General features: G+C 62.2%; 23 protein-coding genes. 9 read left to right on the top strand and 14 right to left on the bottom strand.

What is annotated here, in order from left to right; translation table 11 throughout:
* Window positions 1-10 precede the first annotated feature (10 nt).
* Together ACIOMR_RS17720 and ACIOMR_RS17715 are read left to right on the top strand one after the other, a co-directional pair.
* Window positions 11-1,231 (top strand): putative DNA modification/repair radical SAM protein, encoded by a 1,221-nt coding sequence (locus ACIOMR_RS17720; protein WP_003208568.1) that lies wholly within the window; start codon window positions 11-13, stop codon window positions 1,229-1,231.
* Entirely contained in the window at window positions 1,228-2,061 is an 834-nt protein-coding gene (locus ACIOMR_RS17715; RefSeq protein ID WP_003208569.1) for a TIGR03915 family putative DNA repair protein, read from the top strand. Before ACIOMR_RS17720 ends, ACIOMR_RS17715 begins: the two co-directional genes overlap by 4 nt.
* A gap of 119 nt (window positions 2,062-2,180) precedes the next feature.
* Here the strand turns inward: ACIOMR_RS17715 and ACIOMR_RS17710 are convergent, their stop codons facing one another.
* The 7 genes from ACIOMR_RS17710 to ctlX form a co-directional block, all read right to left on the bottom strand.
* A complete protein-coding gene (locus ACIOMR_RS17710) occupies window positions 2,181-2,678 on the bottom strand; it encodes an Lrp/AsnC family transcriptional regulator (protein ID WP_003208571.1) in 498 nt (165 codons plus the stop codon).
* Window positions 2,679-2,690: 12 nt separating this feature from the next.
* On the bottom strand, window positions 2,691-3,536 hold the full coding sequence (locus ACIOMR_RS17705) for an ABC transporter ATP-binding protein (protein WP_003208573.1): 846 nt from the start codon (window positions 3,534-3,536) through the stop codon (window positions 2,691-2,693).
* A gap of 3 nt (window positions 3,537-3,539) precedes the next feature.
* Entirely contained in the window at window positions 3,540-4,253 is a 714-nt protein-coding gene (locus tag ACIOMR_RS17700) for an ABC transporter permease (protein WP_003208574.1), read from the bottom strand.
* A complete protein-coding gene (locus ACIOMR_RS17695; protein WP_008434488.1) occupies window positions 4,250-4,951 on the bottom strand; it encodes an ABC transporter permease in 702 nt (233 codons plus the stop codon). The genes ACIOMR_RS17700 and ACIOMR_RS17695 overlap by 4 nt, the downstream gene beginning before the upstream one ends.
* Before the next feature lie 160 nt (window positions 4,952-5,111).
* The gene (locus tag ACIOMR_RS17690; RefSeq protein WP_003212870.1) at window positions 5,112-5,891 is read right to left on the bottom strand and encodes an ABC transporter substrate-binding protein; all 780 of its coding nucleotides are present in this window, start codon (window positions 5,889-5,891) and stop codon (window positions 5,112-5,114) included.
* A gap of 374 nt (window positions 5,892-6,265) precedes the next feature.
* The gene (locus ACIOMR_RS17685; RefSeq protein ID WP_003212869.1) at window positions 6,266-7,312 is read right to left on the bottom strand and encodes an ornithine cyclodeaminase; all 1,047 of its coding nucleotides are present in this window, start codon (window positions 7,310-7,312) and stop codon (window positions 6,266-6,268) included.
* 11 nt (window positions 7,313-7,323) lie between these two features.
* Window positions 7,324-8,250, bottom strand: a complete 927-nt coding sequence (ctlX, locus tag ACIOMR_RS17680; RefSeq protein ID WP_401195501.1) for a citrulline utilization hydrolase CtlX — start codon at window positions 8,248-8,250, stop codon at window positions 7,324-7,326.
* 278 nt (window positions 8,251-8,528) lie between these two features.
* Between ctlX and ACIOMR_RS17675 the strand changes: the two genes are divergently transcribed.
* Window positions 8,529-9,425, top strand: a complete 897-nt coding sequence (locus ACIOMR_RS17675) for a GNAT family acetyltransferase (protein WP_008434482.1) — start codon at window positions 8,529-8,531, stop codon at window positions 9,423-9,425.
* 139 nt (window positions 9,426-9,564) lie between these two features.
* Here ACIOMR_RS17675 and ACIOMR_RS17670 read toward each other — a convergent pair whose 3' ends face one another.
* From ACIOMR_RS17670 to ACIOMR_RS17650, 5 genes are all read right to left on the bottom strand, one after another.
* Window positions 9,565-10,584, bottom strand: coding sequence for a branched-chain amino acid aminotransferase (locus tag ACIOMR_RS17670; protein WP_003212864.1), 1,020 nt, complete (start codon window positions 10,582-10,584; stop codon window positions 9,565-9,567).
* 195 nt (window positions 10,585-10,779) lie between these two features.
* Entirely contained in the window at window positions 10,780-12,159 is a 1,380-nt protein-coding gene (gene lpdA / locus ACIOMR_RS17665) for a dihydrolipoyl dehydrogenase (protein ID WP_177047871.1), read from the bottom strand.
* A 3-nt stretch (window positions 12,160-12,162) separates the two neighbouring features.
* Window positions 12,163-13,446: a dihydrolipoamide acetyltransferase family protein gene (locus ACIOMR_RS17660; protein ID WP_102369558.1), complete on the bottom strand. Its 1,284-nt coding sequence runs from the start codon at window positions 13,444-13,446 to the stop codon at window positions 12,163-12,165.
* Entirely contained in the window at window positions 13,447-14,505 is a 1,059-nt protein-coding gene (locus ACIOMR_RS17655) for an alpha-ketoacid dehydrogenase subunit beta (RefSeq protein ID WP_003212859.1), read from the bottom strand.
* Between the two features lies 1 nt (window position 14,506).
* Window positions 14,507-15,742: a 3-methyl-2-oxobutanoate dehydrogenase (2-methylpropanoyl-transferring) subunit alpha gene (locus ACIOMR_RS17650; protein ID WP_087694488.1), complete on the bottom strand. Its 1,236-nt coding sequence runs from the start codon at window positions 15,740-15,742 to the stop codon at window positions 14,507-14,509.
* A gap of 195 nt (window positions 15,743-15,937) precedes the next feature.
* Between ACIOMR_RS17650 and bkdR the strand changes: the two genes are divergently transcribed.
* Window positions 15,938-16,423 (top strand): Bkd operon transcriptional regulator BkdR, encoded by a 486-nt coding sequence (gene bkdR / locus ACIOMR_RS17645; protein WP_003212855.1) that lies wholly within the window; start codon window positions 15,938-15,940, stop codon window positions 16,421-16,423.
* A gap of 122 nt (window positions 16,424-16,545) precedes the next feature.
* On the opposite strand, the gene ACIOMR_RS17640 is transcribed toward bkdR, so the two are convergent.
* Window positions 16,546-17,409 carry an MBL fold metallo-hydrolase gene (locus ACIOMR_RS17640; RefSeq protein WP_003207791.1) on the bottom strand — a complete coding sequence of 288 codons (864 nt, stop codon included), beginning with the start codon at window positions 17,407-17,409 and terminating at the stop codon, window positions 16,546-16,548.
* Between the two features lie 179 nt (window positions 17,410-17,588).
* Here ACIOMR_RS17640 and ACIOMR_RS17635 point away from each other — a divergent pair, with 179 nt between their 5' ends.
* Both ACIOMR_RS17635 and ACIOMR_RS17630 read left to right on the top strand, forming a co-directional pair.
* Window positions 17,589-18,833: an FAD/NAD(P)-binding oxidoreductase gene (locus ACIOMR_RS17635; protein ID WP_087694487.1), complete on the top strand. Its 1,245-nt coding sequence runs from the start codon at window positions 17,589-17,591 to the stop codon at window positions 18,831-18,833.
* A 9-nt stretch (window positions 18,834-18,842) separates the two neighbouring features.
* Window positions 18,843-19,658, top strand: a complete 816-nt coding sequence (locus tag ACIOMR_RS17630) for a sulfite exporter TauE/SafE family protein (protein ID WP_401195494.1) — start codon at window positions 18,843-18,845, stop codon at window positions 19,656-19,658.
* Between the two features lie 30 nt (window positions 19,659-19,688).
* On the opposite strand, the gene ACIOMR_RS17625 is transcribed toward ACIOMR_RS17630, so the two are convergent.
* Window positions 19,689-20,354, bottom strand: coding sequence for a response regulator transcription factor (locus tag ACIOMR_RS17625; RefSeq protein WP_003207796.1), 666 nt, complete (start codon window positions 20,352-20,354; stop codon window positions 19,689-19,691).
* 237 nt (window positions 20,355-20,591) lie between these two features.
* Between ACIOMR_RS17625 and ercA the strand changes: the two genes are divergently transcribed.
* The 3 genes from ercA to ACIOMR_RS17610 all read left to right on the top strand — a co-directional run bounded on the left by ercA (window position 20,592) and on the right by ACIOMR_RS17610 (window position 24,667).
* Window positions 20,592-21,755, top strand: coding sequence for an alcohol dehydrogenase-like regulatory protein ErcA (gene ercA / locus ACIOMR_RS17620; RefSeq protein WP_003207798.1), 1,164 nt, complete (start codon window positions 20,592-20,594; stop codon window positions 21,753-21,755).
* Entirely contained in the window at window positions 21,739-23,109 is a 1,371-nt protein-coding gene (locus tag ACIOMR_RS17615; RefSeq protein ID WP_003207799.1) for a hybrid sensor histidine kinase/response regulator, read from the top strand. The genes ercA and ACIOMR_RS17615 overlap by 17 nt, the downstream gene beginning before the upstream one ends.
* Before the next feature lie 79 nt (window positions 23,110-23,188).
* Window positions 23,189-24,667, top strand: coding sequence for a DASS family sodium-coupled anion symporter (locus ACIOMR_RS17610; protein ID WP_008434472.1), 1,479 nt, complete (start codon window positions 23,189-23,191; stop codon window positions 24,665-24,667).
* Window positions 24,668-25,258: the final 591 nt, after the last annotated feature.

The raw sequence follows: 25,258 nt of genomic DNA, 5'->3' as shown, positions 1-25,258 counted from the left end.
TAGAAGCCCCATGCAGTTGATCGAAAAACTCAGCATCCTCGCCGACGCCGCCAAGTACGACGCGTCCTGCGCCAGCAGCGGTGCGCCCAAGCGCAGCTCGGAAGGCAAGGCGGGGCTGGGTTCCACCGATGGCATGGGCATCTGCCACAGCTACACGCCCGACGGTCGCTGCGTGTCGTTGCTCAAGGTGCTGCTGACCAACTTCTGCCTCTACGACTGCCAATACTGCGTCAACCGCCGCTCCAGCGACGTGCCCCGTGCACGCTTCAGCCCGGAGGAGGTGGTGACCCTGACCCTCGACTTTTACCGGCGCAACTGCGTCAGCGGGCTGTTTCTCAGCTCCGGCATCATCCGTTCGGCCGACTACACCATGGAGCAGCTGGTGCGGGTGGCCAAACTCCTGCGCGAAGAGCATGACTTTCGCGGCTACATCCACCTCAAGACCATTCCCGAAGCCGACCCGGCACTGATTGCCGAGGCGGGGCGGTATGCCGATCGCCTCAGCGTGAATATCGAGTTGCCAACGGACAAGAGCCTGCAAACCCTGGCGCCCGAGAAGCAGATCGTCTCGATCAAGCAGGCCATGCAAACCATCTATACCGGTGAGCAGACGGTGCTCAACGAACCCCGCGCGCCGCGTTTCGCGCCGGCCGGGCAGAGCACGCAGATGATCGTCGGCGCCGATGACACCGACGACAGCACCATTCTCCACAGCGCCGAGGCGTTGTACGGCAATTTCAAACTGCGCCGGGTGTATTACTCGGCGTTCAGCCCGATCCCCAACAGCCCGAAAAGCGTGCCCCTGGCCGCGCCGCCGCTGATGCGCGAGCACCGCTTGTACCAGGCGGATTTCCTGTTGCGCAGCTACGGGTTCAGCGCCAATGAACTGTTTGAAGGGCCGGGCGACCTGGCCCTGGATATCGACCCCAAGCTGGCCTGGGCGCTGGAGCACCGCGAGGTGTTCCCGCTGGACTTGAACCGGGCCGAGCCGACGCTTATTGCGCGCATTCCCGGAATTGGCCTGCGCACCACCCAGCGGCTGGTGGACCTGCGTCGCCAGCGCAAGATCCGCTTCGAAGACCTGGCGCGCATGCGGTGTGTGCTGACCAAGGCCAAGCCGTTTTTCATCACCAGCGACTACCACCCGCAGCAAGCGGAAAGCACCAGCGTGCTGCTGCGCGAACAACTGCGCGACCGCCCGCAGCCGCAGCAAATGGGGCTGTGGGGATGATCAGCCTGGAATGCGACAACCTGTTCAGCACCTGGCGCGAGCAGGCGCGCTGGTTGCTCAGCCATCAGATCGACCCCAGCCACGTGAGTTGGGGCGTGGCCGAGGTGGCGGACCTGTTTGCCACCGACGAGCAGTACCCGGCCGAGTGCGGGCCGTTCCAGGCGCGGATTCCCAAGGCGCTGCTGGAGCTGCTGGAGTCTGCCGCGTGTTATCACGGTGAACAGCGCTGGAGCCTGTTGTATGAGGTGCTGTGGCGCGTCAGCCATGGGGACCGCACGGCGATGATGTCGGGGGACAAGCTGGGCAGCGAATTGCAGCGGCGGATCAAGCAGGTGCAGCGCGAGGCCCATCACCTGCATGCGTTTGTGCGGTTTATCGCATTGCCGGCAGAGGCGGGGCCGCAGTTGCCGGAGTACGTGGCGTGGCATGAGCCGGCCCACGACATCTTGAAGGTGGCCAGCCAGCATTTTGTCGGGCGCATGGGGCGTCATCGCTGGATGATCGCCACGCCCCTGGATGGGGTTTATTACGACGGGGAGCAGTTGATTCACCAGCGGCAATGCCCGGTGGAATGGCAGGCGTTGGCGCAGAATGTCGAGGATCCCCACAGTGCGATGTGGTTGACGTACTACAGCCATATCTTTAACCCGGCGCGGTTGAATCCGAAGGTGATGGAAGGGCATTTGCCGAGCCGGTTCTGGAAGAATCTGCCGGAGGGCAAGTTGATTCCGGGGCTGATCAGCGAGGCGCGCACGGGCAAGCAGCGGGATGGGCAGGCGAAGATGATTGGGGCGCGTCCAGGCAAGCGAATTTCAAGCGGGCACGGTTAAATGTGGGAGCGGGCTTGCTCGCGAATGCGGTGTGTCAGCAGCACATCCAGCGACTGATACACCGCATTCGCGAGCAAGCCCGCTCCCACATTTGATCTCTATTGCCTGTAGGGGCGGATTCAGGCCAGTTCGGTGGCGGTGTTTTTTACGACCGCCAGCTCGGGATGCGCCACCAACTTATCGATGTGCAATTCATCATTGTTCAGCCAGGTTTCCGTCAGCACGCGGTAGTGCTCCATGTCCCGGCAGCGCATGCGCAGGCTGTAGTCGAACGGCCCGCTGATCAACTGGCACTCGAACACTTGCGGGCAGGCTTTGACACATGCCTCGAACGCCTTCTGCGCCGAGCGCCCGCTCTGGTTGGAGAGGGCCACCAGCACCAGCAGTGACAGCCCCGGCGAGACCATCTGCACGTCGATGATCGCCCCATAACCCCGGATGACCCCGCGTCGTTCCAGCTTGCGTACCCGTTCCAGGCACGGCCTGGGCGTCAGGTGCACCAGCGACGAGAGTTTTTCGTAGGTGATGCGTCCCTGGTGCCGTAACACGTCGATGATGGCTTCATCGATGCGGTCCAGCACAGGTGAGGCGTTCGGTCCGGTGGCCTTGGTATCCATGGTGTGTGGTGTTCACTTCAATCGGTTGGAAAGAAATTGCTGCAAGCGTTCGCTGTTCGGCTGGTCGAGGATTTCGGCTCCGCCTTGTTCCTCGACGCGGCCCTGATGCAGGAACAGCACTTGGCTGGACACCTGGCGGGCAAAGCCCATTTCGTGGGTGACCATGAGCATGGTACGACCTTCCTCCGCCAACGTCTGTATGACTTTGAGCACTTCTCCTACAAGTTCAGGGTCGAGGGCCGAAGTGGGTTCGTCGAACAGAATGATCTCCGGTTCCATCGCCAGGGCCCGGGCGATGGCCACGCGCTGTTGCTGGCCGCCGGAGAGGAATGCCGGGTATTGGTCCGCCACCCGGCCCGGCAGGCCGACCTTGTCGAGGTACAGGCGTGCGCGTTTTTCCGCCTCGGCGGCGCTCACCCCCAGCACCCGGCGCGGCGCCATGGTGATGTTTTCCAGCACGGTCATGTGGCTCCACAGGTTGAAGTGCTGGAACACCATGGCCAGGCGGGTGCGCAGGTTCTGCAATTGCGCCTGGTGCGGCGCGCGCGTGCCGGCGCGGCCTTGCTGCATTTCGATGCTGATGCCATCGAGAGTGATAACCCCGGCGTCCGGCTGTTCGAGGAAGTTGATGCAGCGCAGCATCGTGCTCTTGCCGGAGCCGCTGGCGCCGATCAGGCTGATCACGTCGCCGTTGCGCGCGTTCAGTGAAACGCCCTTGAGCACCTCATGCTCGCCATAGCGTTTGTGCAGGCCTTCGACCTGGAGTTTGACGTTGGCGTTTTCGGCCACGGCGACCGGCTGGGTAGCGGGGCGTACATCGGTGGGATAAGCGGCCAGGGCCTGCGCGGACTGATTCATGGGTTAGCCTCGGGTAGGAACAAGAAAACGCATCCAGCGACGTTCGGCCAGTCGAAACAGGCCCACCAGTGCAAAGGACAGCAGCATGTACAACAGGGCAGCGATGCCGAAGGCCTGGAACGTCAGGAACGTCTCGGCGTTGGCGTCGCGGGCCACCTTGAGGATGTCGGCAATGGTGGCGGTGAACGCCAGGGACGTGGCGTGCAGCATCAGGATCATTTCATTGCTGTAGGCCGGCAGTGCGCGACGCAGTGCGGCGGGCACTACCACAAACAGGTTCAGGCGCCAGCCATGCAGGCCGTAGGCCTTGGCGGCTTCGATCTCGCCGTGGGGGATGTTGCGAATCGCCCCGGCAAAGATTTCCACGGTGTAGGCGCACGTGTTCAGTACAAACGCCAGCAGCGTGCAGTTCAGTGCATTGCGAAAAAACTGGTTGAGCAGGGCGTTGTCCTGCACCACGTCCAGGCCGTAGAGGCCGGTGTAGCAAATCAGCAACTGGATATACAGCGGCGTGCCGCGAAACAGGTAGGTGTAGACCTCCACTGGCCAGCGAATCCAGAAGTGTTCCGACACCCGCGCGATCGCCAGCGGGATCGACAGGATGAAGCCCAGCACCACCGAGATAATGAAGAGCCACAGGGTCATCGCCACCCCGGAAAAGCCGTTGCCGTCGGTGAACAGGTAGGCCAGGCCGTATTGCTGGATCAGTTCGATCATCGCACCATCCCCTTGATGCCCACGTTGTAGCGCCGTTCCAGGCGTTTGAAGATGCGGTTGGAGAGGGTGGTGATCACCAGGTACACCAGGCCCGCGAGGATCAGGAAATACAGCGGGTCATTGGTGGTCTTGCCGGCGTTTTGTGCGGCCTTGACCAGGTCTGACAGGCCGATGATCGACACCAGCGCGGTGGACTTGAGCAGCACCAGCCAGTTGTTGCCCAGGCCCGGCAGGGCAAAGCGCATCAGTTGCGGGAACAGCACCAGGCGAAAGCGCTGCCAGCGGCTCAGGCCGTAGGCGGTGGCGGCTTCCAACTGGCCGGCCGGCACGCTGAGAATCGCCCCGCGAAAGTTTTCGGTGAAATACGCACCGTAGATAAAACCGAGGGTGATGACACCGGCGGTGAACGGGTCGATTTCGAAGTAGGCCCAGCCGAGCATTTCACTCAGGTCGTTCAGCCACAGTTGCAGGCTGTAGAAAATCAGCAGGATCAGCACCAGGTCCGGCACGCTGCGAATCAGCGTGGTGTAGAGCGTGGCCGGAACCCGCAGCAGCTTGACGCTGGAGAGCTTGGCGGCGGCGGCGAGCAGTCCCAGGGACAGGCTCAGCAGCAGCGCCAGGAACGCCAGCTTGACCGTCATCCAGGCACCCTGGGCCAGCAGCGGGCCGAAGCCTTGCAAGTTGAGGAGTTCATTCATGGGAAGTATCTCGATGGGGCGCAGAGTTTTACTGTGGGAGCGAGCTTGTGTGGGAGCGGGCTTGCTCGCGAAGACAGCGTTTCAGTCAATACATGTGTGACTGACCCACCGCTTTCGCGAGCAAGCCCGCTCCCACACAAGCTCGCTCCCACATGAGGCGTCACTCGTTGTAGATATCCTGATCGCCGAAGTATTTCTTCTGGATCTGTGTGTAGGTGCCATCGGCCTGGACGGCGGCGATGCCTTTGTTGATCAGCTCCACCAGGTCTTTGTCGTTCTTGCGCAGGCCCATGGCGATGTCGAGCGGCAGGGTCGGGTCCTTGAAGGCCGGGCCGGTCTTGAAGTCGGCGCCTTCAGGTTTGGACAGGAAGTTGAGCTGGGCTTCGAGCTTGTCGGTCAGGGTGGCGTCGAGGCGACCGTTTTGCAGGTCGGCGTAGTTCTGTTCCTGGGACTGGTACGCCTTGATCTGCGCGCCAAGTTTTGCCAGGTGCGCACGGGCGTAGGCTTCCTGCAGCGAGCCTTGCAGCACGCCGACCTGTTTGCCTTTCAGGGATTCGGGGGTGTCGCCGAAGTCGGCGCTTTTGCGGGTGATCACCGAGGTCGGGCTGAGGAACAGCCGGTCGCTGAAGTCGATGACTTTCTGGCGGGCCGGGGTCACGGCCATGGAGGACATGATGGCGTCGAACTTGCGGGCGCGCAGGGCCGGGATCATGCCGTCGAATTCGTTGTGGACCCACACGCATTTGACTTCCAGCTTGGCGCAGATGGCGTTGCCCAGGTCGATGTCGAAACCTTGCAGGCTGCCGTCGGCGGCGACGGATTCAAACGGTGGGTATTCGGGGAAAACCCCAAAGCGGATTTCTTTCCATTCCTGAGCCTGGGCAGCGGTTGCGGCCAATGGCAGGAGCAGCGCAGCGAAAAGTGATCGGAGCGGAGTCATGTGTATTCCCTATATTTTGTAATTGATGTCAGGGCAGTAGAAAAGTTGAAAGCTAAGGCGAGCTGGCTTTTGTGGCGAGAGAGCTTGCTCCCGCTGGGCTGCGCAGCGGCCCCAAAATCCCGGGAGCGCTACGCACTCCAGCGGGAGCAAGCTCCCTCGCCACATTGGGCTGCCTCGCCACATTGGGCTGTTTGTTGTCAGAGAGAATGCTTCAAGATGGTGCGTTTTTTGTGTCGTTTACCCCCGCTGCGGCGGGCGGAATGTGCTGTTAAAACGCGGGTCACAGCGGAAACGGCTGCGGCACCCGCTGAATCGGCTTGTTGACCGGGTTTTTCCGGCCTGCCTTTCACGCAAAGCGGCAGGCCAGAGCGGTCTCAGGCGCGCTTTTTCTGCTGTGCCACCGGTGCTTGGGCCAGGCGGGCAAACAGGTCCTTGGGGTCGGCAAGGTCCGGCACCAGTTCCAGTTCGCTGCCCACGTCCAGCGCCTTGGCCACGTCCAGTACGTAACGCAGGGCGGAGTAGTCTTCGATGGCAAAACCTACCGAGTCGAACAGGGTGACCTGGCGCGCGTTTTCGCGGCCTGGCGCCTGGCCGTTGATCACTTGCCACAGCTCGGTGACCGGCGAATCTTCCGGCATGTGCTGGATTTCGCCTTCGATGCGGCTTTGTGGCTCGTACTCGACAATCACGCGGGCCCGTTCGACGATTCGTCGGTCCAGTTCGGTCTTGCCGGGGCAGTCGCCACCGACGGCATTCAGGTGCATGCCCGGTTCGATCATCTCGTCCGTGAGGATGGTGGCGTAGGCCTTGTCGGCGGTGACGGTGGTGACGATGTCGGCGCCTTTCACGGCTTCGGCAACGCTGCCTGCCAGGATCACCTTGATCGCCGGGAAGGCTTTGAGGTTGGCGGCCAGTTTGGCGGTGGCCTTGGCGTCGATGTCGAACAGGCGGATTTCAGTGATGCCCAGCATCGCGTGGAAGGCCAGGGCCTGGAACTCACTCTGGGAGCCGTTGCCGATCAGCGCCATGCTGCGGCTGTTGTCCCGGGCCAGGTAGCGCGCCACCAGGGCCGAGGTGGCGGCCGTGCGGATCGCGGTGGTCAGGGTCATTTCCGCCAGCAGTACCGGTTTGCCGGTGTCCACATCACCCAGGGCGCCGAAGGCCATGACGGTGAGCATGCCGCTCTGGGTGTTTTTCGGGTGGCCGTTCACGTATTTGAAGGCGTACAGCGACGCGTCGGACACCGGCATCAGCTCGATCACGCCCTCGGGCGAGTGGTTGGCCAGGCGCGCGCATTTTTCAAAGTCCTGCCAGCGCAGGTAGTCGGCGCGGATGTACTCGGCCATCTCGGTAATGCAGGTTTGCAGGCCTTTTTGCGAAACCAGGTAGCTCAAGTCGTTGACGTCGATATAGCGGGTCATGGGAAGACTCCTTATTGAAATGAGGGGCGGGCGGGCAGATGTACTTCCGCCAACATGCAGCGGGCACTGCCGCCGCCGATGCGTTCGATGTTGTCGATGTTCACCACCACCGGCCGGGTGTGACGCTCCACGTGCTGGCGCTGGGCGGGCTTGAGGGAGCCCCAGGCGCTGGCCGACATCACCAGCAGCGGCTGGCCGTCGCGGTCATGGACTTCGAGCATGTTGCCGGCGAAGGCTTCCAGCTGGTCGAAGTCCAGGGCGACGATGTCTTTGCCGGTATCGCGCAGGGAGCGTTCAAGGGCCTGGCGCTCGCGGTCATCGGGCAGGGCTTGCAGGCACACCACGGAGAGGTCGCGGCCGACACTCATCATTACGTTGCTGTGGTAGATCGGCGCGTGGTGGCGGTCGACGGCGTGGAATACGCAGACCTGGTAGTCCAGGCGTTCGGCGAACTGGCGCAGGGCGTCCTGATGGGTACGCCCGGAATGGCAGGCGTAGCTGATGCGGTGCTGGCGGTCGAGGACCATGCTGCCGGTGCCTTCGAGGAACATGTTCTGTTGTTCGAGGTGGCTGAAGTCGATGGTGTTGTGGATCGCGAAGCGTTGCTCCAGCACTTGCAGCACGCCTTTGTCGCGTTCCAGTCGTCGGTTCTGGCCTTCCATCGGGTACAGCACCAGGCTGCCGTCGGCGTGGCTGCTCCACCAGTTGTTGGGGAAGATCGAATCCGGGGTATGGGGAGCGGGGGTGTCTTGTACCACCAGCACTTCCACGCCGTGGTGGCGCAGGGTGTCGACGTAGCCGTCGAACTCTTCCAGCGCTTTCTGCTGTGCCGCCAACGGGTCGAGGGGCGCACGCTGGAAGCGGTTGTTGATCGCGGTGTCCGGGTTGAAGGCGAAGTGCGCCGGGCGGATCATCAGGACAGTGTTGGTGGTTTGCATGGGGGCACGGGTCCATGGGTTGGGCAGTGAGGCTATTTTGTGCGGTGTGAAGGAAGAATCCCGGCTGAAGTGAGGGGGTGGCTCAGCCGGGAAAGCTGAAAAGTGGGGTGGAGCAGCCGAATCGGCTGTGGAGGTGAGTGGAGATCAAAATGTGGGATTGCTCGCGAAAGCGGTGGGTCAGTTAATAAATTCGGTGGCTGATACACCGCCTTCGCGAGCAAGCCCGCTCCCACATTGGTATTGTGTTGCCTGAGGTTTTTTGTCTGGATGGAGAAACCATGCCCACTGAAGTTCGTCTCGCCCAAACTACCGATGCCGAGGGCATCAGCCAGGTCATCCTGGCGGCCCTGCATGACAGCAACGCCCGGGATTATCCGGCGGATGTGATTGCGCGGGTGGCGAGCAACTTTACTCCCGAGGCTGTCGTGGCGTTGCTCGCGCGTCGAACGGTGCTGGTGGCCATTCAGGATGAGGTGATCGTTGCCACGGCGGCACTTGACGCCAATGTGGTGCGCTCGGTCTTCGTCAATCCGGCGCTGCAAGGGCAGGGCATCGGGCGCTTGCTGATGATTGAAATCGAGCTGCGTGCCCGGGAAGCCGGGGTGACCTTGTTGCATGTGCCGTCTTCGCTGACGGCCGAGCCGTTCTACACCAAGCTCGGTTTCCACACGGTGCGCGATGTCTACCATGGCAATGAGCGCACGCTGGTGATGGAGAAGGCGTTGTCATCCCGCCATCCCATCGGCGTCTATCGCGATCGGGCCCATCGGGCGCAGGTAGTGGCGTTGTGGCAGGCGGCGTTTGGTTATGACGCGGCGCATAACCTGCCGAGCCTGGCGATCGACAAGAAGCTGGCGGTCAACGATGGGTTGTTCTTCGTGGCCACCGACAAGAAGGCGGTGATCGGTACCATCCTCGCAGGCTACGACGGGCATCGTGGCTGGTTGTATTCAGTGGCGGTGCACAACGACTATCGCCGCCAGGGCCTGGGCGCCTCGTTGGTGCGGCATGCGGAGCAGGCGTTGACGGCGCTGGGTTGCATGAAGATCAACCTGCAGATCACCAGTGGCAATGACGCGGTGATGGGGTTTTATGAGGCGCTGGGTTATGGCGCGGAGCCGCGGATCAGCATGGGCAAGAAGATCCTGGAAAACATCCCGATGGATAAGGCCTGAAGCCCGGTTTTCCAAGCACTGAAAGCAAATGTGGGAGCGGGCTTGCTCGCGAATGCGGTGGATCAGCCAATAAATCTGTCGACTGACATTCCGCTTTCGCGAGCAAGCCCGCTCCCACAGTTTGGTTTTGCAGTGTTGCTTAGACCTTGACGATCCAGCCCTCAGGCGCTTCGACGTCGCCGGACTGTACGCCAGTCAGCTCTTTGTAGAGCTTCTGGGTGACCGGGCCGACTTCTTTTTCGCTGTAGAACACGTGCAGCTTGTCTTTGTACTCGATGCCGCCGATCGGGGTGATCACGGCGGCGGTGCCGCAGGCGCCGGCTTCCTTGAAGTCCGACAGCTTGTCGATCAGCACGTCGCCTTCAACCACTTCCAGGCCCAGGCGCGATTTTGCCAGCTCGATCAGCGACAGGCGGGTGATGCCTGGCAACACCGACGGCGAGTTCGGGGTGACGAACTTGTTGTCGTGGGTGATCCCGAAGAAGTTGGCCGAGCCGACTTCTTCGATCTTCGAGTGGGTGGCCGGGTCGAGGTAGATGCAGTCGGCGAAGTTGGCTTTTTTCGCCAGGGAACCGGGCATCAGGCTGGCGGCGTAGTTGCCACCGACCTTGGCTGCGCCGGTGCCGTTGGGAGCCGCACGGTCGTAGCCGGAGATCAGGAAGTTGTGCGGGGTCAGGCCGCCCTTGAAGTAGGCGCCGACCGGGATGCAGAAGATCGAGAAGATGAATTCCGGCGCGGTGCGCACGCCGATGTTGTCACCGGTGCCGATCACGAACGGGCGCAGGTACAGCGCGCCGCCGGTGCCGTACGGCGGGATGAACCGCTCGTTGGCGCGGACCACTTCCTTGCAGGCTTCGATGAAGGCGTCGGTCGGCACTTGTGGCATCAGCAGGCGGCCACAGCTGCGCTGCATGCGCGCGGCATTCTGGTCGGGGCGGAACAGGTTGATCGAACCGTCCTTGCAGCGGTAGGCCTTGAGGCCTTCAAAGCATTGCTGGCCGTAGTGCAGGGCGGTGGAGCCCTCGCTGATGTGCAGCACGTTGTCGTCGGTCAGGGTGCCTTTTTGCCACTCGCCGTCTTTCCAGGTCTGGAGGAAACGCTTGTCGGTCTTGATGTAGTCAAAACCCAGCTTGTCCCAATTGATGCTTTCGTTACCCATGACACCCTCTATCTTTTGTCAACCGCCTGGTCGAAGGCAGGCTTATGGTTTATTTCTGGATGGGCGCAACAATACTTCATTCTTGGCTTGTGTGGGAGCGGGCTTGCTCGCGAATGCGGCGTGTCATTCGATGCATTCGGTGCTGATCCACCGCTTTCGCGAGCAAGCCCGCTCCCACATTTGAACTTCGCCATTTTATAGATGCAATGCATGCCCCAGGGCCCGCAGGGCTGCTTCCTGTACCGCTTCGCCGAGGGTCGGGTGGGCGTGGATGGTGCCCGCCACGTCTTCCAGGCGTGAACCCATTTCCAGGCTCAGGCCGAAGGCCGTGGACAGTTCCGAGACGCCAACGCCTACCGCCTGCCAGCCGACGATCAGGTGATTGTCGCGGCGCGCCACTACCCGCACGAAGCCGGTTTTCGACTCCAGGGTCATGGCCCGGCCATTGGCGGCGAACGGGAAGCTCGACACGATGCAGTCCAGCCCGGCCGCCCTGGCTTCGTCCGGGGTCTTGCCGACCACTACCAGTTCCGGGTCGGTGAAGCACACCGCCGGGATCGCGGCCGGGTTGAATTCGCGGGATTTACCGCTGATCAGTTCGGCGACCATTTCGCCCTGGGCCATGGCCCGGTGGGCGAGCATCGGTTCACCGCTGAGGTCGCCGATGGCCCACACATTGCGCATGCTGGTCTGGCAGCGGCTGTCGATCTTGATCGCCGAGCCGTTCATGTCCAGGTTCAAGGCTTCGAGGTTCCAGCCCTGGGTGTTGGGTTTGCGACCAACGGCAACCAGCACCTGGTCGGTTTCCAGCGACAGCGTCTCGCCGCTGGGGTCGCGCACTTGCAGGGTATTGTTCTCGAAACCGGTGACGCTGTGTTTGAGGAACACCTTCACCCCCAGTTGCTTCAGGGATTCGGCCACCGGTTGGGTCAGTTCGGCGTCGTAGGCCGGCAAAATCCGGTCCTGGGCCTCAACCACGCTGACCTCGGCACCGAGCTTGCGATAGGCAATCCCCAATTCCAGGCCAATGTAGCCGCCGCCCACCACGATCAAGCGTTTCGGGATGCGTTTCGGCGCCAGGGCTTCGGTGGAGGAGATGATCGGCCCGCCAATCGGCAGCATCGGCAGGTTGACACTTTTCGAGCCGGTGGCCAGCAACAGGTGTTCACACTGGATGCGCTGGTCGCCGACAACGACGGTCTTGCCGTCCACGACCTTGGCCCAGCCCTGGATGACCTGGACCTTGTGTTTTTTCAGCAGCGCGGCTACGCCGGTGGTCAGGCGGTCGACGATGCCGTCTTTCCATTCAACGCTTTTGCCGATGTCCAGGGTCGGCACATCGACTTCGATACCCAACGGCGAACCCTGGCTGTGGTGCACGGTTTGCTGGAACTGTTCGGCGACATGGATCAGCGCCTTGGACGGAATGCAGCCGATGTTCAGGCAGGTGCCGCCCAGCGATTGGCCTTCCACCAGGATGGTCGGGATGCCCAGCTGGCCGGCGCGAATCGCTGCCACGTAACCGCCAGGCCCGCCGCCGATGATCAGCAGCGTGGTGTGCAATGTTTGAGACATGGGTTACTCCAGGAACAGGCTGGCGGGTTGTTCGAGCAGGCCACGGATGGCCTGGATGAATTGCGCCGCGTCCATGCCATCGACCACCCGGTGATCGAAGGAGCTGGAGAGGTTCATCATCTTGCGGATCACAATCTGGCCCTTGATCACCATCGGCCGCTCGACAATGCGGTTGACCCCGACGATGGCCACTTCCGGCAGGTTCAGCACCGGGGTGCTGACAATCCCGCCCAACGCACCGAGGCTGGTCAGGGTGATGCTCGAGCCCGACAGCTCATCGCGACTGGCCTTGCCATTGCGCGCCGCATTCGCCAAGCGATTGATTTCTTGCGCCGTGCCCCACAGGTCGCGGGCTTCGGCGTGACGCACCACCGGCACCATCAGGCCGACATCGCTCTGGGTGGCGACACCCACATGCACCGCGCCGAGGCGGGTGATGACCTGGGCTTCGTCGTCATAACGCGCGTTGATCTGCGGATAGTCGCGCAATGCGACGACCATGGCCCGCACCAGGAACGGCAGCAGGGTCAGCTTGCCGCGGGTAGCGCCGTGTTTCTCGTTGAGGTGCACGCGCAACTCATCGAGGGCCGTGACGTCGATCTCTTCCACATAGCTGAAATGCGCGGCGCGCCGGGTGGCGTCCTGCATGCGCTGGGCGATCTTGCGGCGCATGCCGATCACCGGGATTTGCTGCTCGTCGTTGCGTTCGGCGTACGGGTTGGAGGCCCCGGAATTTTTCGCCGGACCCTGGAGCAAGTAAGCGTCCAGATCTTCATGCAGAATCCGGCCGGCCGGGCCGGAGCCCTGGACCAGTCGTAGCTGGATGCCAGCATCCAGCGCATGTTTGCGCACGGCCGGGGAGGCCAGCGGGCGGTCATCGGCCTCGCGGGCCACGGGCGCTTGCGCAGCCGCCACCGCAGGTTTGGCTGCCGGCTTGGGTTCAACCACCGGCGCGGCCCTGGCTTCGACTTTCGGTGCAGGAGCCGGTGCCGGCGCGACCTCTTCAACCACCGCCGACAACGCCGACTCCCTGGTATTGCCCGCGCCTTCCACTTCGATACTGATCAAAACACTGCCCACCGCCATGACTTCCCCCGGCTCGCCGCCGAGGGAAATCACCTTGCCGTGCACCGGCGACGGAATGTCCACCATGGCCTTGTCGGTCATCACGTCCGCCAGCACCTGGTCTTCTACCACCAGGTCGCCGACCTTGACGTGCCATACCGACAATTCAACTTCTGCGATGCCTTCGCCAATGTCCGGCATCTTGATAACGTGCGTGCCCATTCAGACCTCCATAACCCGATGCAAAGCCGCGCCCACTCGGGTCGGGCCAGGGAAATACGCCCACTCTTGCGCGTGGGGATACGGGGTATCCCAACCGGTGACGCGCTCGATCGGCGCTTCCAGGTAGTGGAAGCAATGCTCCTGCACCAGCGCCACCAGCTCGGCGCCGAACCCGCAGGTACGGGTGGCTTCGTGAACGATCACGCAGCGACGGGTTTTCTTCACGGAATTGACGATGGTTTCCAGGTCCAGCGGCCACAGGCTGCGCAGGTCGATGACTTCGGCGTCGATGCCGGTTTCTTCGGCGGCGACTTGCGACACATACACCGTGGTGCCGTAGGTGAGGATCGTCACGTCCTTGCCCGGGCGGGCGATGGCGGCCACATCCAGCGGCACGGTGTAGTAACCGTCCGGCACCTGCGCTTGCGGGTGTTTCGACCACGGGGTTACCGGGCGGTCGTGGTGGCCGTCGAACGGGCCGTTATACAGGCGCTTGGGTTCGAGGAAGATCACCGGGTCATCGTTTTCGATGGAGGCGATCAGCAGGCCCTTGGCGTCGTACGGATTGGACGGCATCACCGTGCGCAGGCCGCAGACCTGGGTGAACACCGCTTCAATACTCTGGCTGTGGGTCTGGCCGCCGTAGATGCCGCCGCCGCAGGGCATGCGCATGGTCAGCGGTGCCGTGAACTGGCCGGCCGAGCGATAACGCAGGCGGGCGGCTTCGGAAATGATCTGGTCGGTGGCGGGGTATACGTAGTCGGCGAACTGAATCTCGGCCACCGGCCGCAGGCCATAGGCGCCCATGCCGACCGCCACGCCGACGATCCCGCTTTCGGAGATCGGTGCGTCGAACACCCGCGAGGTGCCGTACTTGTTCTGCAGGCCTTCGGTGCAGCGGAACACGCCGCCGAAGTAACCGACGTCCTGGCCGAACACCACCACATTGTCATCTCGCTCAAGCATCACATCCATGGCCGAGCGCAAGGCCTGGATCATGGTCATGGTCGTGGTGGTCATGGCGGTTTCCAGCTCGATATTGTTGTTGTGATCGTTCATGTCAGATCCCCAACTCTTGACGCTGGCGCTTCAAGTGCTCCGGCATCTCTTTATAAACGTCTTCGAACATGGTCGCGGCGCTTGGAATCTGGCCACCGGCCAGGGTGCCGTACTGTTCGGCTTCTTTCTGGGCCTTGAGCACTTCGGCTTCAAGTTCGGCACTGACCGCCGCGTGTTCCTCTTCGGACCAATGACCAATCTTGATCAGGTGCTGCTTGAGGCGGGCGATCGGGTCGCCCAGCGGGAAGTGGCTCCAGTCGTCGGCGGGACGGTATTTGGACGGGTCATCGGAGGTGGAGTGCGGGCCGGCGCGGTAGGTCACCCACTCGATCAGGGTCGGCCCCAGGTTACGGCGGGCACGTTCGGCGGCCCAGGCGGAGGCGGCGTACACCGCGACAAAGTCGTTGCCGTCCACCCGCAGGGAGGCGATGCCGCAACCCACGCCGCGTCCGGCAAAGGTCGTGGCTTCACCGCCGGCGATGGCCTGGAAGGTGGAGATCGCCCATTGGTTGTTCACTACGTTAAGGATGACCGGCGCCCGGTACACGTGGGCGAAGGTGAGGGCGGTGTGGAAGTCGGACTCAGCGGTGGCGCCGTCGCCGATCCAGGCCGAGGCAATCTTGGTATCGCCCTTGATGGCCGAGGCCATGCCCCAGCCCACGCCTTGTACGAATTGGGTGGCGAGGTTGCCGGAAATCGTGAAGAAGCCGGCATCTTTTACCGAGTACATGATCGGCAACTGGCGGCCCTTGAGCGGGTCGCGCTCGTTGGACAGCAGTTGGCAGATCAGGTCTACCAGCGGCACTTCCCGGGCCATCAGGATGCTTTGCTGACGGTAGGTGGGGAAGCACATGTCGTCGATGTTCAAGGCCAGGGCCTGGGCGCTGCCGATGGCTTCTTCGCCGAGGCTCTGCATGTAGAACGACATCTTCTTCTGACGCTGGGCGACCACCATGCGGTTGTCGAAGATCCGCGTCTTGAGCATGGCGCGCATGCCCTTGCGCAGAATCTCCACCGGCACGCCTTCAGCCCATGGGCCGAGGGCCTGGCCTTGATCGTCGAGCACGCGAATCAGGCCCTTGGCCAGGTCGGCGGTGTCGGCGGGTTCTACGTCGATGGGGGGTTTGCGCACCAGGCCAGCGTCAGTCAGGCGCAGGTAGGTAAAGTCGGTCTTGCAGCCTGGGCGGCCCGAGGGTTCGGGAACGTGCAGGCGCAGTGGTTCGTACTGCTGAGTCATGGCTTTCTACGCTCTATCTTGTGAATTTCTTGTAGTGGGCGCGGTAGCTGACAGTCCTTCTTCGGGTAGAAGAAATCTTGTCCTACAACAATCATAGGCTCGGCTCAGGAGAATATTTATCTCTGTTTCATTGCGTTGGAGATCATTTGGGGATAAAAAAACTGCATAAACATAATAAACAGGTGGTTTTGTCTCATGCGCAAACTGGACCGTATCGATATCGGCATTCTGAACGCCCTTCAGGAGAACGCTCGCATCACCAACGCCGACCTGGCCCGTTCGGTCAACCTGTCGCCCACGCCGTGTTTCAACCGGGTCAAGGCCATGGAAGAACTGGGGCTGATTCGCGACCAGGTGACGCTGCTGGACGCCGACCTGCTGGGGCTGCACGTCAATGTGTTCATCCACGTCAGCCTGGAAAAGCAGAACGAATTGGCATTGCAGCAATTCGAAGGGGCGATTTCGGATCGCCCCGAAGTGATGGAGTGCTACCTGATGGCCGGCGACCCCGATTATCTGATTCGGGTGCTGGTGCCCACCATCCAGTCCCTGGAGCGTTTCATGATGGACTTCCTGACCAAAGTCCCGGGTGTCGCCAACATCCGCTCCAGCTTTGCCCTCAAGCAAGTGCGCTACAAAACCGCGCTGCCGCTACCGGCCAACGGCATCAACCTCGGCTAACGAACGACACAAAACAAATGTGGGAGCGGGCTTGCTCGCGAATGGGGAGTGTCAGTCACCGAAAATATAGACTGATACACCGCATTCGCGAGCAAGCCCGCTCCCACATTTTGTAGTGCATTTCAAAGCTGGTTGAGGGGAATCTTCAAATAAACCACCCCATTTCCTTCCGCCGGCGGCATCACCCCGGCCCGCACATTCACCTGAATCGCCGGCAACAACAGCGTGGGCATGCCCAACCCGGCATCCCGCGTGGTGCGCATCTCGACAAACGCCGCCTCATCCACCCCGTCATGCACATGAATATTCCCCGCCCGCTGTTCAGCCACCGTGGTCAGGCACTTGGCTGCGCGTCCTTCGGGCGGATAGTCATGGCACACATAAAGGCGGGTTTCAGGCGCGAAGGCCAACAGCTTGCGCATCGACCCATACAGCTGGCGCGCATCCCCACCAGGGAAATCGCAGCGCGCCGTGCCCACGTCCGGCATGAACAGCGTGTCGCCCACCAGAATCAACTGGTCATCAATCAGGTAAGCCATATCCGCCGGCGTATGCCCCGGCACATGCAGCGCCTGGGCCTTCAGGTTGCCGATGTGAAACACCTCATCCGGCGCAAACAGATGGTCGAACTGCGACCCATCCACCCGAAACTCCGGCTCCAGGTTGAACAGGTTCTTGAACACTCCCTGCACCTTGCTGATGGACTGGCCAATCGCGATCTTGCCCCCCAGCTGGCGACGCAAATAAGGCGCAGCCGACAGATGATCCGCATGGGCGTGGGTTTCCAGCAACCACTGCACCTGCAAGCCATGCTCGCGCACAAACGCGATCACCTTGTCCGCCTGGCCGGTGCCGGTGCGTCCGGAGGCCGGGTCGTAGTTGAGCACCGAATCAACGATGGCGCATGGGCCACCGTCCGTTTCATAGACGACGTAGGTGTAGGTCGACGACGCCTCGTCCAGAAAGGATTGAATCAACGCTGACATGACGGGTTTCCCAGATAGCTAATGGCGACTTACATTCAGTTAGGTTTCCACATAACCTTGTGAGCTTAAGTGAATTAAAGGACCCGAGGCAAAGGATGGCATCGTGGTGGCAAACAGCTAGGGCGTGGTGCCATACGGCAACGGCCCTTGCGTGCATTAACTGAAAAAGGCCATAGACCATGAACGACCAACACTGGGGACCTACCATCAGTGGCGATATCGTTGTCATCGGTGGCGGCTCGGCAGGCATCGGCCTGCTGGCCAGCCTGCTCAAGCGCGACCCGCACCTGAACATCATCCTGATCGAGCCCAGCGACCACCACTACTACCAGCCGGCCTGGACCCTGGTGGGCGGTGGGGCTTATGACGTTACCAGGACCGTGCGCCCCATGGCCGACGTGCTGCCCAACGGCGTCACCTGGATCCAGGCCGCGGTCAGCGAATTACTGCCCGACGAGCAAACCCTGGTGCTCGACAGCGGCCAGCGCGTCAGCTGGAAGAACCTCATCGTGTGCCCGGGCCTGCGCCTGGCCTGGGAGAAGATCGAAGGCCTGCAAGAGACCCTCGGCCGGCATGGCGTAACGTCCAACTACAGCTATGAGCACGCCGCCTACACCTGGCAGCTGGTGCAGCAACTCAAAAATGGCAAGGCGATCTTTACCCAACCGGCCATGCCGATCAAATGTGCCGGCGCTCCGCAAAAAGCCATGTACCTGTCGTGCGATCACTGGCTCCGCCAGGGTGACCTGAAAAACATCAAGGTCGAATTCAACCTGGCCGGCGCTGCCTTGTTCGGCGTGCCGACCTTCGTGCCGCCGCTGATGAAGTACGTTGAAAAGTACTCGGCGCAACTGGCATTCAACTCCAACCTGGTCAAGGTCGACGGCCCCGCGCGCAAGGCCTGGTTCGAAATCAAGGACGCCGAAGGCAATGTGCGCGTCGAAGAGAAAACCTTCGACCTGCTGCACGTCGTCCCGCCACAGGTCTCGCCGGACTTCATTCGCCACAGCCCCCTGGCCGATGCCGCCGGCTGGTGCGAAGTGAATCCCCAGAGCCTGCAACACCTGCGCTACCCGCACATCTTCGGCCTGGGCGATGTGTGTTCCACCACCAACGCCAAGACCGCCGCGGCGGTGCGCAAGCAAATCGTGGTGGTGGCGGAAAACCTGCTGGCCCTGCGCAGACAGGCACCGTTGCCCCTCAAGTACGACGGCTATGGCTCCTGCCCGCTGACCGTGGAGAAGGGTAAGGTGGTGCTGGCCGAGTTCGGCTATGGCGGCAAGTTGCTGCCGACCTTTCCCCTCGACCCGACTGTGGCGCGGCGTTCGGCGTGGTTCCTCAAGGCGAGTTTCCTGCCGTGGTTCTACTGGAACGGCATGCTCAAGGGCCGCGAGTGGCTGACCCGTCTGGCCAAGGTGGATTGAGGCAACCCTATGCTGCTGGCAAGTTTTCTGGGCGTGTTGATGGGGTTGGTCATGGGCCTGACCGGCGCCGGGGGCGGCATTCTTGGTGTCCCGGCCCTGGTATTGGGGCTGGGGTTGACCATGACCCAGGCCGCGCCCGTGTCGTTGTTCGCGGTGGGCGCGGCCGCTGCCGTGGGGGCTGTCGACGGTTTGCGCCATGGCCTGGTGCGTTACCGCGCGGCGCTGCTGATTGCGCTGCTTGGCGCGCTGTTTTCGCCGCTGGGGGTATTCTTCGCCCACCAGATGTCGGAGAACGTCCTGATGGGCCTGTTCAGCGCGCTGATGGTGCTGGTGGCCTGGCGCATGCTGCAACGGGAGAAGCTTGAGGCCGGGCCGAGCGATCACGGCACCGCGTCGTGGGGCCAGAAGAACTGCATGCTCGATCAACAGACCGGGCGCTTTTCCTGGACCGCCAAATGCACCGCCACCCTGGCCGCCCTCGGCGCAGTGACCGGTGCGGTCTCGGGGTTGCTCGGCGTGGGCGGCGGCTTCCTGATCGTACCGGCGTTCAAGCAACTGACCGATGTGCAGATGCGCGGCATCGTCGCCACCTCGCTGATGGTGATCAGCCTGATCTCGTTGATCGGCGTGATCGGCGCGTTTCATGCCGGGGTCAGTATCGAGCCGATGGGCTGGGTGTTTATCGGTTCGAGCATTGTCGGCATGTTAGCGGGGCGGCGCCTGTGCTCGGTGATCAAGGCGCGCACCTTGCAGGTGGGTTTTGCCACCCTGTGTGTACTGGTGGCGGCGGGCATGCTGTTTCGGGCCCTCATGCAGGTGCCTTGAAATGCGGTCAGCATCCCGCCCCTACGGGTATCAGCGCCGCAGGTAGGCACCAAAGTCGATGTCCCCGGCGCTGAGAATCGCCTGCACCCGATTGTGCACGTTCAACTTGCGCAGGATCGCCGAGACATGGGCCTTCACCGTGGTCTCGGCAATCTCCAGACTATAGGCGATCTGCTTGTTCGAGTCACCCTTGGTCATCCGCTCCAGCACCAGCAATTGCTTGCGGGTCAGGGCCTGCAGCAGCTCCGGCGCAAGCCCCAGGCAATCATTCATGCGCCGTTGCCCGCCGATTTTCTGGCTGCGAATAATCTCCGGCGGCAAATACACATTGCCGTTGAGAATCTGTTGGATTGCCTCGGTCATCTGCAGCCTGGGCGAGGACTTGGTGATAAACCCCACCGCGCCATAGGTGATGGCTTGCAGCACGACCTGCTTGTCCTGCTCGGCGGACACGATCACCACCGGAATCGTCGGCGACTCGTTGCGCAGGTTGATCAGGCCATTGAGGCCGTGCATGCCCGGCATGTTCAGGTCCAGCAGGATCAGATCCAGATCGTCGTGCTCCTGGCTCATGGTCAGGGCGCTGTCCAGGTCGCCGGTTTCCATCACTTCGCTGCCCGGGAACCCGTCGCTGATGACGTTGTGGATCGCCTCGCGAAACAGTGGGTGATCGTCGGCTATCAGAATTTTGTACATGGACGTTCGCCTTATTGTTTTTGCTTATTCAAGCAGGTCCGATCCATAGGGTCATGCGCCCATTACATGCCAGTCTCGATGCCTTGGGAATGCGACGATAGAGAGGGGAATCAGTACCAAAGTAGTAGATCGTGCCGTACGTCGCGGTTTCAGCGCCACCCATTGGTCTGATTGCATTCAGTGTCGGATGGGTTAGTGTGGAGCGCATCTTCCAGAATAATAAAAACAGGCTTACCAATGAGCCCGAACCTGAGTCTCCTGCGTAAATTCGTTTCCCCTGAAATCATCTTTGGCGCCGGCTGCCGGCACAACGTAGGCAACTACGCCAAGACCTTTGGCGCGCGCAAGGTGTTGGTGGTGAGTGATCCCGGCGTGGTTGCTGTCGGCTGGGTGGCCGATGTCGAGGCCAGCCTGCAAGCCATCGGCATCGACTACTGCCTGTACACCGCCGTTTCGCCCAACCCCCGGGTTGAAGAGGTGATGCTCGGCGCCGAGGTCTACCGTGAAAACCATTGCGACGTGATCGTCGCCGTCGGTGGCGGCAGCCCGATGGACTGCGGCAAGGCCATCGGCATCGTGGTCGCCCATGGCTGCAGCATCCTCGACTTCGAAGGCGTCGACACCATCCGCGTGCCGAGCCCGCCGCTGATCCTGATCCCGACTACCGCGGGCTCCTCGGCGGATGTCTCGCAGTTCGTGATCATTTCCAACCAGCAGGAGCGCATGAAGTTCTCCATCGTCAGCAAGGCGGTGGTGCCCGATGTTTCACTGATCGACCCGGAAACCACGGCGAGCATGGACCCGTTTCTCTCGGCCTGTACCGGCATCGATGCGCTGGTGCATGCCATCGAGGCCTTCGTGTCCACCGGCCACGGCCCGCTGACCGATCCCCACGCGCTGGAAGCCATGCGCCTGATCAATGGCAACCTGGTGCAGATGATCGCCAACCCCGGCGACATCGCCCTGCGGGAGAAAATCATGCTGGGCAGCATGCAGGCCGGGCTGGCGTTTTCCAACGCGATCCTCGGCGCGGTGCATGCCATGTCCCACAGCCTTGGCGGCTTTCTCGACCTGCCCCATGGCCTGTGCAACGCGGTGCTGGTGGAACATGTGGTGGCGTTCAACTACAGCGCGGCACCGGAGCGTTTCAAGGTGATTGCCGAGACCTTCGGCATTGATTGCCGGGGCCTCAACCACCGGCAAATCTGCGGCCGGCTGGTGGACCATTTGATCGCGTTGAAGCATGCGATCGGCTTCCATGAAACCCTCGGCCTGCATGGGATTCGAGTGGCGGACATTCCCTTTCTGTCGCAGCACGCCATGCACGACCCGTGCATCCTTACCAACCCGCGTGAATCCAGCCAGCGTGACGTCGAGGTCGTCTATGGCGAAGCTCTCTGACGATCAGCAACGGGCACTCGCGGGGCTCCTGGGGCTGGGCAACCACTCGGCGCGCAAGAGTCATTACCCCGAACTGACCGCGCGCCTCGACGAGCTGGAAGCCGAGCGCAATCGCTACATCCGCCTCAACGACGAATTGGAACAGCGGGTCGCGGCGCGTACCGACGAGTTGCTGGAAGCCAACCGCAACCTGCAACAGCAAATCGCCCAGCGCGAGAAGATCGAGCAGGACTTGCGCGATGCTCGGGATGCCGCCCAGGCCGCCAACCGCAGCAAGGACAAATACCTTGCCGCCGCCAGTCATGACCTGCTGCAACCCCTCAACGCCGCACGCTTGCTGATTTCCACCCTGCGCGAGCGCAACTTGCCCAGCGTCGAACACGTGTTGGTGGAGCGCACCCATCAGGCCCTGGAAGGCGCCGAGGATTTGCTCACCGACTTGCTGGACATTTCCCGACTCGATCAAGCGGCGGTCAAGCCGGACATCGCCCTGTACCGTCTCGACGAACTGTTCGCACCGCTGGTCTCGGAATTCCAGTCGGTGGCCGCGGCGTCCGGGCTGAACCTGCGGGCGCGTACAGGCCATTACGCAATCAACACCGACCTGCGGCTGGTGACGCGGATCCTGCGCAATTTCCTCAGCAACGCCTGCCGCTACACGAGCGCGGGCTCCATCCTGCTGGGCGCCCGCCGCCGGGGTGAGCGGTTGCGCCTGGAGGTGTGGGACACCGGGCGCGGAATTGCGGCGGACCGCCTGGACGCCATCTTCCTGGAGTTCAATCAACTGGACGTGGGCCGCGCCGCCGACCGCAAGGGCGTGGGACTGGGGTTGGCGATTGTCGAGCGTATCGCCGAGGTCCTCGGTTATCCGGTGGCGGTGCGTTCGTGGCCGGGGCGCGGTTCGATGTTCAGCATCGAAGTCCCCATCAGCGAGGACATGCCGCTGCCCATCAGTGTGGTGGCCGCGCAACCGAGCACCGGCAACCCGTTGCCGGGGAGGCGGCTGCTGGTGCTGGACAACGAAGTCGGCATCCTCGACAGCATGAGCGCGCTGCTTGGGCAGTGGGGCTGCGAAGTGGTCACTGCGACCGATCAGGCCGGCGCACTGGTTGCGTTGCAGGGCCGGGCACCGGAGCTGATTCTCGCGGACTATCACCTGGACCATGGCGTGGTGGGCTGTGAGGTCGTGCACCAGTTGCGCGAGCATTTTGGCTGCAGGATTCCGGCAGTGATTATCACCGCCGACCGCACCGACCAATGCCGCCGTGCATTGCAGCGCCTGGACGTGCCATTGCTCAACAAGCCGGTCAAGCCCGGCAAGTTGCGAGCGGTGTTGACCCAGTTATTGGCCTAGCCACTTGATACCCGTCAACACCGGGCGTGACGCTTTGCCTCATGCTGTGGGCCAGATTTCACGGCCGACGGAGAACCCCATGAGTGCCCCCGCAACAACAGCTGCTTCATTCAAGTTGCCCCTGGGCCTGGTGGTCGGCGTACTGGTGATGGTCGGCGTGCTGCTGTTGCCGCTGCCGGCCGACTTGCCGGTGGCCGGGCACCGGATGCTGGCGATCCTCGCGTTTGCGGTGGTGGTATGGATCACCGAAGCGGTCTCCTACGAGGCCAGCGCGATCATGATCACCTCGTTGATGGCGTTTTTGCTCGGCACTGCGCCGTCGCTGCAAGACCCGACGCACCTGATCGGTTCCAGCCCGGCGATCAGCATGGCGTTGACGGGGTTTTCCAACCCGGCGCTGGCGCTGGTGGCCGGCGCGCTGTTTATCGCCGCAGCCATGACCCATACCGGGCTGGACCGGCGCATCGCGTTGGTCACCCTGACCCGCGTGGGTACCAGCACCCGGGGCATTCTCGTCGGAGCAGTTGCCGTGACCATCCTCTTGAGCCTGGTGGTGCCCAGCGCCACGGCCCGCAGTGCGTGTGTGGTGCCGATCATGATGGGGGTGATTGCCGCGTTTGGCGTGGACAAGCGTTCGAATATTGCGGCCGGGATCATGATCGTCGTGGCCCAGGGTACGAGCATCTGGAACGTCGGTATCCAGACGGCGGCGGCGCAGAACCTGCTGACGGTTGGCTTCATGGACAAGATGCTGGGGCAGCGGGTGTCGTGGATCGACTGGTTGATCGCCGGGGCGCCGTGGGCGCTGATCATGTCGGCGGTGTTGTTGTTTTTGGTGTTGAAGCTGCTGCCGCCGGAGAGTGACAGCATTCCCGGAGGCAAGGAGGCGGTGGCGCAATCGCTGGTGGACATCGGGCCGATGACGGGGCCGCAGAAGCGCTTGCTGACGGTGTCGGTGTTGCTGTTGCTGGCGTGGGCGACTGAGGGGCGGTTGCACAGCTTTGATACGACCTCAACGACGTATGCCGGGCTGGTGTTCTTGCTGATGCCGGGGATCGGGGTGATGACCTGGAAGGATGTGCAGTCGCGGATTCCGTGGGGCACGGTGATTGTGTTTGGGGTTGGCATCAGCCTGGGGACGGCGTTGCTGACCACCCAGGCGGGGCAGTGGCTGGGGTCGCAGGTGGTGGCGCATACCGGGTTGGACCAGGTGGGGCCGCTGGGGGTGTTTGCGATTCTGGGTGTGTTTTTGATCGTGATTCATTTGGGGTTTGCCAGTGCCACGGCGTTGACCTCGGCGTTGTTGCCGATTTTGATTGCGGTGTTGCAGACGTTGCCCGGGGAGTTCAGTCGGCTGGGGATGACGATGCTCCTGGGGTTTGTGATGAGCTACGGGTTTATCCTGCCCATCAATGCGCCGCAGAATATGGTGTGTTTGGGGACCGGCACGTTTACCGCGCGGCAGTTTGCCAAGGTCGGGATTTTGGTGACGTTGATTGGATATGGGTTGATGTTGGTATTTGCGGCTACGTATTGGAGTTGGTTGGGGTGGATTTGAGGTGGGGGCATATCCGTTATTTCGGTAACGGCCGCTGATGGTTCCGCTCTTACAGCGGCCCGCTTCGCACTGCCTGCGTTCGGCCTCGGGCTCATTGGGGCAGTCAGATCAAGGTCAAAAGCAAAAGCACAGCGGCCTCCCGGCCGGCTTGAGTGTTAAAAACAGAGGCAAGATCCAGGGCGAAAGCAGAGCTGCTTTTCTGTGGGAGCGGGCTTGCTCGCGAAGAACCTGAGAGCGCCGCGTTCATTCAGGATGCCCGCGTCTTCGTTAACGACCTTCGCGAGCAAGCCCGCTCCCACATTTGGACTGTGCCCGCTTTAGATTTTGATTTTGCTTTTAACACTCAAGCCGGCCGGGAGGCCGCTGTGCTTTTGCTTTTGATCTTGATCTTGGGCGCCCCGTTAAACCACGCTGGCCGAACGCAGGCTTTGGAGCGTGGGTAACCCGGCAGGACGCCGGGTTAGCCGTCCTGGGCCAAGGATGGCCCATGACGGCGGCCCACGGTCCAAAGCCGGAGTGAGGGCACACCGAGCCCAGGCGAGGTGCCGAGTGGTGGGGCAAGAGCGTTTTGCTTACTTTTGCGCTCTTCAA

Source organism: Pseudomonas sp. NPDC087814 (assembly GCF_044742865.1).
Taxonomy (GTDB): Bacteria; Pseudomonadota; Gammaproteobacteria; order Pseudomonadales; family Pseudomonadaceae; genus Aquipseudomonas.
The sequence above is the reverse complement of the archived record's forward strand: the minus strand, read 5'-3'. Positions and strand labels throughout refer to the sequence as shown.

What these genes read in the sequence shown, in the direction of transcription:
- ACIOMR_RS17720 (WP_003208568.1), top strand. Translation starts at nt 11, where the DNA reads ATGCAGTTGATCGAAAAACTCAGCATCCTCGCCGACGCCGCCAAGTAC.
- ACIOMR_RS17715 (WP_003208569.1), top strand. Translation starts at nt 1,228, where the DNA reads ATGATCAGCCTGGAATGCGACAACCTGTTCAGCACCTGGCGCGAGCAG.
- ACIOMR_RS17710 (WP_003208571.1), bottom strand. Translation starts at nt 2,678, where the DNA reads ATGGATACCAAGGCCACCGGACCGAACGCCTCACCTGTGCTGGACCGC.
- ACIOMR_RS17705 (WP_003208573.1), bottom strand. Translation starts at nt 3,536, where the DNA reads ATGAATCAGTCCGCGCAGGCCCTGGCCGCTTATCCCACCGATGTACGC.
- ACIOMR_RS17700 (WP_003208574.1), bottom strand. Translation starts at nt 4,253, where the DNA reads ATGATCGAACTGATCCAGCAATACGGCCTGGCCTACCTGTTCACCGAC.
- ACIOMR_RS17695 (WP_008434488.1), bottom strand. Translation starts at nt 4,951, where the DNA reads ATGAATGAACTCCTCAACTTGCAAGGCTTCGGCCCGCTGCTGGCCCAG.
- ACIOMR_RS17690 (WP_003212870.1), bottom strand. Translation starts at nt 5,891, where the DNA reads ATGACTCCGCTCCGATCACTTTTCGCTGCGCTGCTCCTGCCATTGGCC.
- ACIOMR_RS17685 (WP_003212869.1), bottom strand. Translation starts at nt 7,312, where the DNA reads ATGACCCGCTATATCGACGTCAACGACTTGAGCTACCTGGTTTCGCAA.
- ctlX (WP_401195501.1), bottom strand. Translation starts at nt 8,250, where the DNA reads ATGCAAACCACCAACACTGTCCTGATGATCCGCCCGGCGCACTTCGCC.
- ACIOMR_RS17675 (WP_008434482.1), top strand. Translation starts at nt 8,529, where the DNA reads ATGCCCACTGAAGTTCGTCTCGCCCAAACTACCGATGCCGAGGGCATC.
- ACIOMR_RS17670 (WP_003212864.1), bottom strand. Translation starts at nt 10,584, where the DNA reads ATGGGTAACGAAAGCATCAATTGGGACAAGCTGGGTTTTGACTACATC.
- lpdA (WP_177047871.1), bottom strand. Translation starts at nt 12,159, where the DNA reads ATGTCTCAAACATTGCACACCACGCTGCTGATCATCGGCGGCGGGCCT.
- ACIOMR_RS17660 (WP_102369558.1), bottom strand. Translation starts at nt 13,446, where the DNA reads ATGGGCACGCACGTTATCAAGATGCCGGACATTGGCGAAGGCATCGCA.
- ACIOMR_RS17655 (WP_003212859.1), bottom strand. Translation starts at nt 14,505, where the DNA reads ATGAACGATCACAACAACAATATCGAGCTGGAAACCGCCATGACCACC.
- ACIOMR_RS17650 (WP_087694488.1), bottom strand. Translation starts at nt 15,742, where the DNA reads ATGACTCAGCAGTACGAACCACTGCGCCTGCACGTTCCCGAACCCTCG.
- bkdR (WP_003212855.1), top strand. Translation starts at nt 15,938, where the DNA reads ATGCGCAAACTGGACCGTATCGATATCGGCATTCTGAACGCCCTTCAG.
- ACIOMR_RS17640 (WP_003207791.1), bottom strand. Translation starts at nt 17,409, where the DNA reads ATGTCAGCGTTGATTCAATCCTTTCTGGACGAGGCGTCGTCGACCTAC.
- ACIOMR_RS17635 (WP_087694487.1), top strand. Translation starts at nt 17,589, where the DNA reads ATGAACGACCAACACTGGGGACCTACCATCAGTGGCGATATCGTTGTC.
- ACIOMR_RS17630 (WP_401195494.1), top strand. Translation starts at nt 18,843, where the DNA reads ATGCTGCTGGCAAGTTTTCTGGGCGTGTTGATGGGGTTGGTCATGGGC.
- ACIOMR_RS17625 (WP_003207796.1), bottom strand. Translation starts at nt 20,354, where the DNA reads ATGTACAAAATTCTGATAGCCGACGATCACCCACTGTTTCGCGAGGCG.
- ercA (WP_003207798.1), top strand. Translation starts at nt 20,592, where the DNA reads ATGAGCCCGAACCTGAGTCTCCTGCGTAAATTCGTTTCCCCTGAAATC.
- ACIOMR_RS17615 (WP_003207799.1), top strand. Translation starts at nt 21,739, where the DNA reads ATGGCGAAGCTCTCTGACGATCAGCAACGGGCACTCGCGGGGCTCCTG.
- ACIOMR_RS17610 (WP_008434472.1), top strand. Translation starts at nt 23,189, where the DNA reads ATGAGTGCCCCCGCAACAACAGCTGCTTCATTCAAGTTGCCCCTGGGC.